Raw genomic sequence first — 6,032 nt, forward strand, 5'->3', positions numbered from 1 at the left:
GAAGTGCGCCCGTAACCGGGGGTGTAAAGTGGGATGTGATCTACCGTGACCTTCGGGATCAGCTGATAGGTAATGCCGGTCGAAAGCGGGTTGTAGACCAGCGCGCCAAGGCCCTTGGTCGCCTCGTAACATTCCACGCCCTTTTCGGTGTTATAGGCGGTTTCGCACTCTGGCACCGAAACCATCTCGCCGCCAATGCCGCCATCGCGCGCATTGAGCAGCGTGAAATAATCGTTGAAACCATCGGCGTAGGGTATGCCACCCGGCGCATAGGCACCGGTGCGGTAGCTGAGGTTCGGAATGACCAGCTCGGCCATTGCCGGGGCCGCGGCACAAAGGCCGCCAACCACAAGGCTAACAAACTTCATCTTCATTCGGTTCTCCTCCCAGAGCGATTGTTAACTGCCGGTTTTCCGGTTCTTGCCTATTGGGCAGCCTTTCCACCCCCATTCGGGATCAGTGCGGGAAAGGCCAAAGCCGTAGCTTCTCCTTCGCCAAGCGCCAAAGTTGCGCCATGCCGTGCGGTTCGGCGATCAGGAATGCAACGATCAGCGCACCGACGATCATCAGCTCCAGATGCGCCGCAAGGTCGGTGGGCCAGCCCAGCTGCCCCACCAGCACGTTCTTCAGGAACACCGGCAACAGCACCAGAAACGCCGCACCGGCAAAACTGCCGAAAATCGATCCGAGGCCGCCAATGATGACCATGAACAGGATCAGGAACGATTTCTGAATGTTGAACGCCTCGGTCACTTCAGCGGCACCCAGATACACCGCAAAGAACAAGGCCCCCGCGATGCCGATGAAAAACGAACTGACGGCAAAGGCGGTCAGCTTGGCATTAAGCGGGTTCACCCCGATGATCTCGGCGGCGATATCCATATCGCGGATCGCCATCCATTTGCGCCCCACCGTGCCGCGCGTAAGATTGCGCGCAACCACCGCCACACCCACCAGAACGATCAAGCAGAACAGATACTTGGCTGTGGCCGAGGTTTGCGGCCCGGTGATGTAATAGCCAAGCATCTTGCTTTGCGGCACGGTGATCTGCCCCGAGGCCGAATAGTTGTAAAACCACGGCACCTTGTTGAAAAGCCAGACCAGAAAGAACTGCGCGGCCAGTGTTGCCACGGCAAGGTAAAAGCCCTTGATCCGCAAGCTCGGCAGGCCGAACAACACCCCGACGGCGGCGGTCACAAATCCGGCCAGCAGCACATGGATCAAGATCGGCACATCGGGAAACGAGGTCATCAGCTTGTAGACCGCATAGGCCCCCACCGCCATGAAGCCGCCGGTGCCAAGGCTGACTTGCCCCGCATAGCCCACCAATATGTTCAACCCGATCGCCGCAATCGCATAGATCAGAAAGGGCAGCAAAACCGCACTGGCCCAGTAATCATTGATGATCAGCGGAATGACCCCGAAGGCCACCAGCAGCGTCACGTAATACCCCAGCCGGTCGAAGCGGATCGGAAAGGTCTGGCTGTCTTCGCCATAGGTGGTCTTGAAATCGCCTGCCTCACGGTAAAGCATCAGCGCGCCCCCCTGCTCATTGCTTCAGTCCAAATATCCCCGCCGGAGGCTTCCGGCCGTGCCGCTTGCGCCATCGCCTACACCCGCTCGATGATCTTCTCGCCGAACAGGCCCTGCGGCCTGAACACGAGGAACAAAAGTGCGAGAACATAGGCGAACCAGTTTTCGGTCGCCCCGATCGTAAAGCCGAACCACGCCCCGCCAAGATCGGGGCTCGACATGATGAACTCGAACAGCTTTTCGCCAACCCCGATGATCAACCCACCAATGATCGCGCCGGGGATCGAGGTGAAACCGCCCAGCATCAGAACCGGCAACGCCTTCAGCGCGATCAGCGACAGGCTGAACTGCACGCCAGACTTGGTGCCCCACATGATGCCCGCCACCAGCGCCACGAAACCGGCGATCGACCAGACCAGCACCCAGATGAAACGCAGCGAGATGCCGACCGATAGCGCCGCCTGATGGTCATCTGCCACTGCGCGCAGGGCGCGGCCTTGTTTGGAATATTGGCTGAAAATCGTCAGCGCGGCGACCAACAGAACCGCCACCACCGTGGCCACGATATCGAGGTTGTCGATGAAGAACCCATAGCCGAACCAGCCATCGGTCACTCGTTCAATGGTGTCAGAGATGCCTTGCGGCAGCCCCACGTCGAGTTTCTTGATGTCTGCGCCCCACATCACGTCGCCGAGTCCTTCAAGAAAATAGGCCAGCCCGATCGTCGCCATGAACAGGATGATTGGCGCTTGGCTGACCAGATGCTTGAGCACCAACCGCTCGATGATGATCGCCAGAACCACCATCACCCCCGCCGTCAGCAAAATCGCCAGAAGCGCGGGCAGTTGCCAGCCGAAGGTGCTCAGATTGGTGCCCAAGGTCGCGTTGATGACATGCGCAAAAGGCACCTGCCCGTTTTGCAGCCCGACCAAGGTCAGCGCCGCAAACAGCGCCAGCACACCTTGCGCGTAGTTGAATACGCCCGAGGCCTTGAAGATCAGAACGAAACCGAGCGCCACGAGCGAATACATCACCCCGGTCATCAGCCCGTTCAACGTTACTTCCATTGCGTAGAGAACTTGATCTGGCATCGCTTCCCCCCGTCAGTCGTGCGCCACGCCGAGATAGGCGTCGATCACATCCTGATTGTTGCGCACCTCGTCGGGGGTGCCGTCTCCGATCTTGCGGCCGTAGTCCATCACCACCACCCGGTCCGAAAGGTCCATCACCACGCCCATGTCGTGCTCGATCAGGCAGATGGTGGTGCTGAACTCGTCGTTGAGGTCGAGAATGAAGCGGCTCATGTCTTCTTTTTCTTCGACGTTCATGCCGGCCATAGGTTCGTCGAGAAGCAAAAGCTTTGGCTCTGCCGCCAGCGCCCGCGCCAGCTCGACCCGTTTTTTCAGACCATAGGGCAATCGTCCGACCGGAGTTTTTCGGATATTCTGGATTTCAAGGAAATCGATGATGCGTTCTACCTTTTCGCGATGCGCATATTCTTCGCGCGCCGCGGCCCCGTACCAGAACGCTTGCGAAAGCAGGCCCGATTTCATCATCGTCAGCCGCCCGGTCATGATGTTGTCCAACACCGACATGCCGTCGAACAGCGCGATGTTCTGAAAGGTGCGCGCAATGCCCAGCCGCGCCACCTCATAGGGTTTCATCGGGCCGCGCTTGACCTTCTTGAAATAGACCTCGCCTTCAGTGGGGATATAAAAGCCCGAAATCACGTTCAGCATCGACGATTTGCCTGCGCCGTTCGGGCCGATGATCGCGCGGATCTCGCCATCGCGAATGTCAAAACTGATATCCTTGATCGCCACCACACCGCCAAAGCGCAGCGTGATATTGCGCAGTTCCATCAGCGTGCCGCCTATCTGGCGGCCGTCGGCGGTGATATAGCCTTCCTCTGCGTGGCTGACGGGCATCAGGCGGCCCTCCTTTGCTCGGGGGCGACTTCGGCATCGGCAAGGCGCAGTGTTGCGGTGATCTTGCCCTTGCGGCCGTCTTCGTAGGTCACTTCGGTTTCGGTGTAGATGGATTTGGTATCGCCATAGAGCGCGCTGATCAGATCTGCGTATTTCTGCTCGATGACACTGCGGCGCACCTTCCGCGTGCGGGTCATCTCGCCATCATCGGCATCAAGTTCCTTGTGCAGGATCAGAAAGCGGTGGACTTGGCAGCCCGACAACATCGGGTCGGCGGCGATCGAGCGGTTCACCTCGGCCACATGCTCTGCGACCATTTCATAGACCCGCGGGTGGCCGGCCAGCTCTTGATAGCTGGCATAGGCGATGTTGTTGCGCTCGGCCCAGTTGCCGACCGCGTTCAGGTCGATGTTGATGAAGGCGATGCAATGGTCGCGGGCATTGCCGAACACCACCGCCTCTAGGATCGACGGGTAGAACTTCAGCTTGTTTTCCACGTATTTCGGCGCGAACAGGCGGCCATCGGCCATTTTGCCCACATCCTTGGCGCGGTCGATGATTCGCAGATGCCCGGTTTCAGGTTCGAAATACCCCGCATCGCCCGTGGCCACCCAACCCTCGGGGTCTTTGGTGCTGGCAGTGCTTTCGGGGTTCTTGAAATATTCGACGAACGTGCCGGGGCTGCGATAAAAAACCTCGCCGTTTTCACCAATACGCACCTCTACACCGGGCGAAGGCACGCCCACGGTATCGTTGCGCACCTGCCCGTCGGGCTGTTGGGTGATGAACACGCTGGCCTCGGTCTGCCCGTAGAGCTGCTTGAGGTTGATGCCAAGCGAACGGTAAAACTCGAAGATCTCGGGGCCGATCGCCTCGCCCGCGGTATAGCCAACGCGGATGCGGCTGAAGCCGAGTGTATTTTTCAGCGGGCCGTAAACGAGCAGATTGCCAACCGCGTAGTGCAACCGATCAAACAGGCCCACATGTTTGCCATCAAGGATTTTGGGGCCGACTTTGCGCGCGGAGGCCATGAAATGGTGAAAGAGCCATTTCTTCAGCCGGCCCGCATCTTCCATTCGGATCATCACATTGGTCAGCTGGCCTTCGAACACCCGTGGCGGTGCGAAAAAGTAGGTCGGCCCGATTTCGCGCAGGTCCGTCATCATTGTCGCGGCGCTTTCGGGGCAATTGACGGTAAAGCCGGTCCACATCGCCTGCCCGATAGAAAAGATGAAGTCGCCCACCCATGCCATCGGCAGGTAGGCCACCACTTCGTCCAGCGCATTGAGCTTGTCGAAGAACGACGAGTTCTTGGCGGTTTCAATGATGTTCCGGTTTGACAGCACCACGCCCTTGGGCTTGCCGGTAGTGCCAGAGGTGTAGAGCATCACACAGGTGCTGTCGTAATTCAGCTCGGCTATGCGCGCTTCAAGCTCGGCCTCATATCGGTAATGCCCGGCAACACCCTGCGCCTGAAGATCGGCAAGCGAGTTCATCTTGGCATGGTCGTATTTGCGCATTCCGCGCTTGTCGGTATAGGCGATGTGCTTGATGTCGCGGACCCGGTCGCCGATTTCGATGACCTTGTCCACCTGCTCCTGATCGCCGCACACCACGAACCGTGCGCCGCAATGGTCCAGCACATAGGCCATCTCGTCTGCCACCGCGTCTTGATAAAGCGGCACCGGAATTGCACCACACATCTGTGCCGCAATCATCGCCCAATAGTGGCGCGGCCTGTTGCGCCCGATGACCGCCACCGAATCGCCGCGTTCGACCCCAACCGAAAGCAACCCCAGCGCTATAGCGCGGATTTCCTGATTGGCCTGCGACCAGGTCCAGCTTTGCCAGATGCCGAACTCTTTTTCGCGGTAGGCAGGCAAGCCGCCGTAGCGCTGCACGTTGCGCGCCAGAAGCCCCGGAATGGACTGAGGTTCGGCCACGGCCGATATTGCGTCTGCCAAAGTCTTCCTCCCTCGTGCCGTTCATGCGGCAACTTGTTCGCAACGAGCGATTCCTCCAATCGCCCGAGTGCGCCATGATCGCACGCTGGCGGCCAAAGCTTACCTGACTTTGTCGCAATCCTTACGAATTGTAACAGGCCGCGCTTGCCTCTTTGCGACATGGGCGCGAGGGTGCTAGCGGTGGCTCGGGAGGCGATCTGATGACAGGCGAGCACGACACCGGGCGGCTGACGCGGGCGGGGTTGAACCTGATCCAGCAGGCGCTGTCGATTTTTGACAGTGACCTTCGGCTTGCCGTTTGCAATCGGCAATATCGCGTGATGTTCGATCTGCCAGAGGCGCTGACAATTCCAGGCGCGTCGTTCGAAGACACCATCCGTTTTTTGGTGGAGCGCGGCGAATACGGCCCGCAGCCCGATTTTGAAGCGGCGGTGCAGATGCGGGTTGATCAGGCCCGCGCTTTCGCCCCCCATTACATGGAGCGCACCCGCCCCAATGGCCGCACGATCTCGGTAGAAGGTTCGCCGCTGTCGCAGGGTGGCTGGGTGACAGTTTACACCGACATCACCGAGATCAAGCGTCAGGAAGGGATGCTGCGCGCCCATTC

At 59.3% G+C, this 6,032-nt stretch carries 6 protein-coding genes; 1 reads left to right on the forward strand and 5 read right to left on the reverse strand.

Annotated features, from left to right (window positions below):
- The 5 genes from ABY403_RS12490 to ABY403_RS12510 all read right to left on the reverse strand — a co-directional run.
- A partial coding sequence (locus ABY403_RS12490; RefSeq protein ID WP_372841152.1) for an ABC transporter substrate-binding protein occupies positions 1-374 on the reverse strand: 374 nt, incomplete at its 3' end.
- Between the two features lie 82 nt (positions 375-456).
- Entirely contained in the window at positions 457-1,533 is a 1,077-nt protein-coding gene (locus ABY403_RS12495; RefSeq protein WP_372841153.1) for a branched-chain amino acid ABC transporter permease, read from the reverse strand.
- A 77-nt stretch (positions 1,534-1,610) separates the two neighbouring features.
- Positions 1,611-2,624 (reverse strand): branched-chain amino acid ABC transporter permease, encoded by a 1,014-nt coding sequence (locus tag ABY403_RS12500; RefSeq protein WP_372841154.1) that lies wholly within the window; start codon positions 2,622-2,624, stop codon positions 1,611-1,613.
- A gap of 12 nt (positions 2,625-2,636) precedes the next feature.
- A complete protein-coding gene (locus ABY403_RS12505; protein ID WP_372841155.1) occupies positions 2,637-3,461 on the reverse strand; it encodes an ABC transporter ATP-binding protein in 825 nt (274 codons plus the stop codon).
- Positions 3,461-5,413 carry an AMP-binding protein gene (locus ABY403_RS12510; protein WP_372841157.1) on the reverse strand — a complete coding sequence of 651 codons (1,953 nt, stop codon included), beginning with the start codon at positions 5,411-5,413 and terminating at the stop codon, positions 3,461-3,463. The genes ABY403_RS12505 and ABY403_RS12510 overlap by 1 nt, the downstream gene beginning before the upstream one ends.
- A 212-nt stretch (positions 5,414-5,625) precedes the next feature.
- Between ABY403_RS12510 and ABY403_RS12515 the strand changes: the two genes are divergently transcribed.
- Positions 5,626-6,032, forward strand: a 407-nt coding sequence (locus tag ABY403_RS12515) for a PAS-domain containing protein (RefSeq protein ID WP_372841156.1), incomplete at its 3' end; no start/stop codon positions are given.

Source organism: Phaeovulum sp., from assembly GCF_041596715.1.
GTDB lineage: Bacteria > Pseudomonadota > Alphaproteobacteria > Rhodobacterales > Rhodobacteraceae > UBA6213.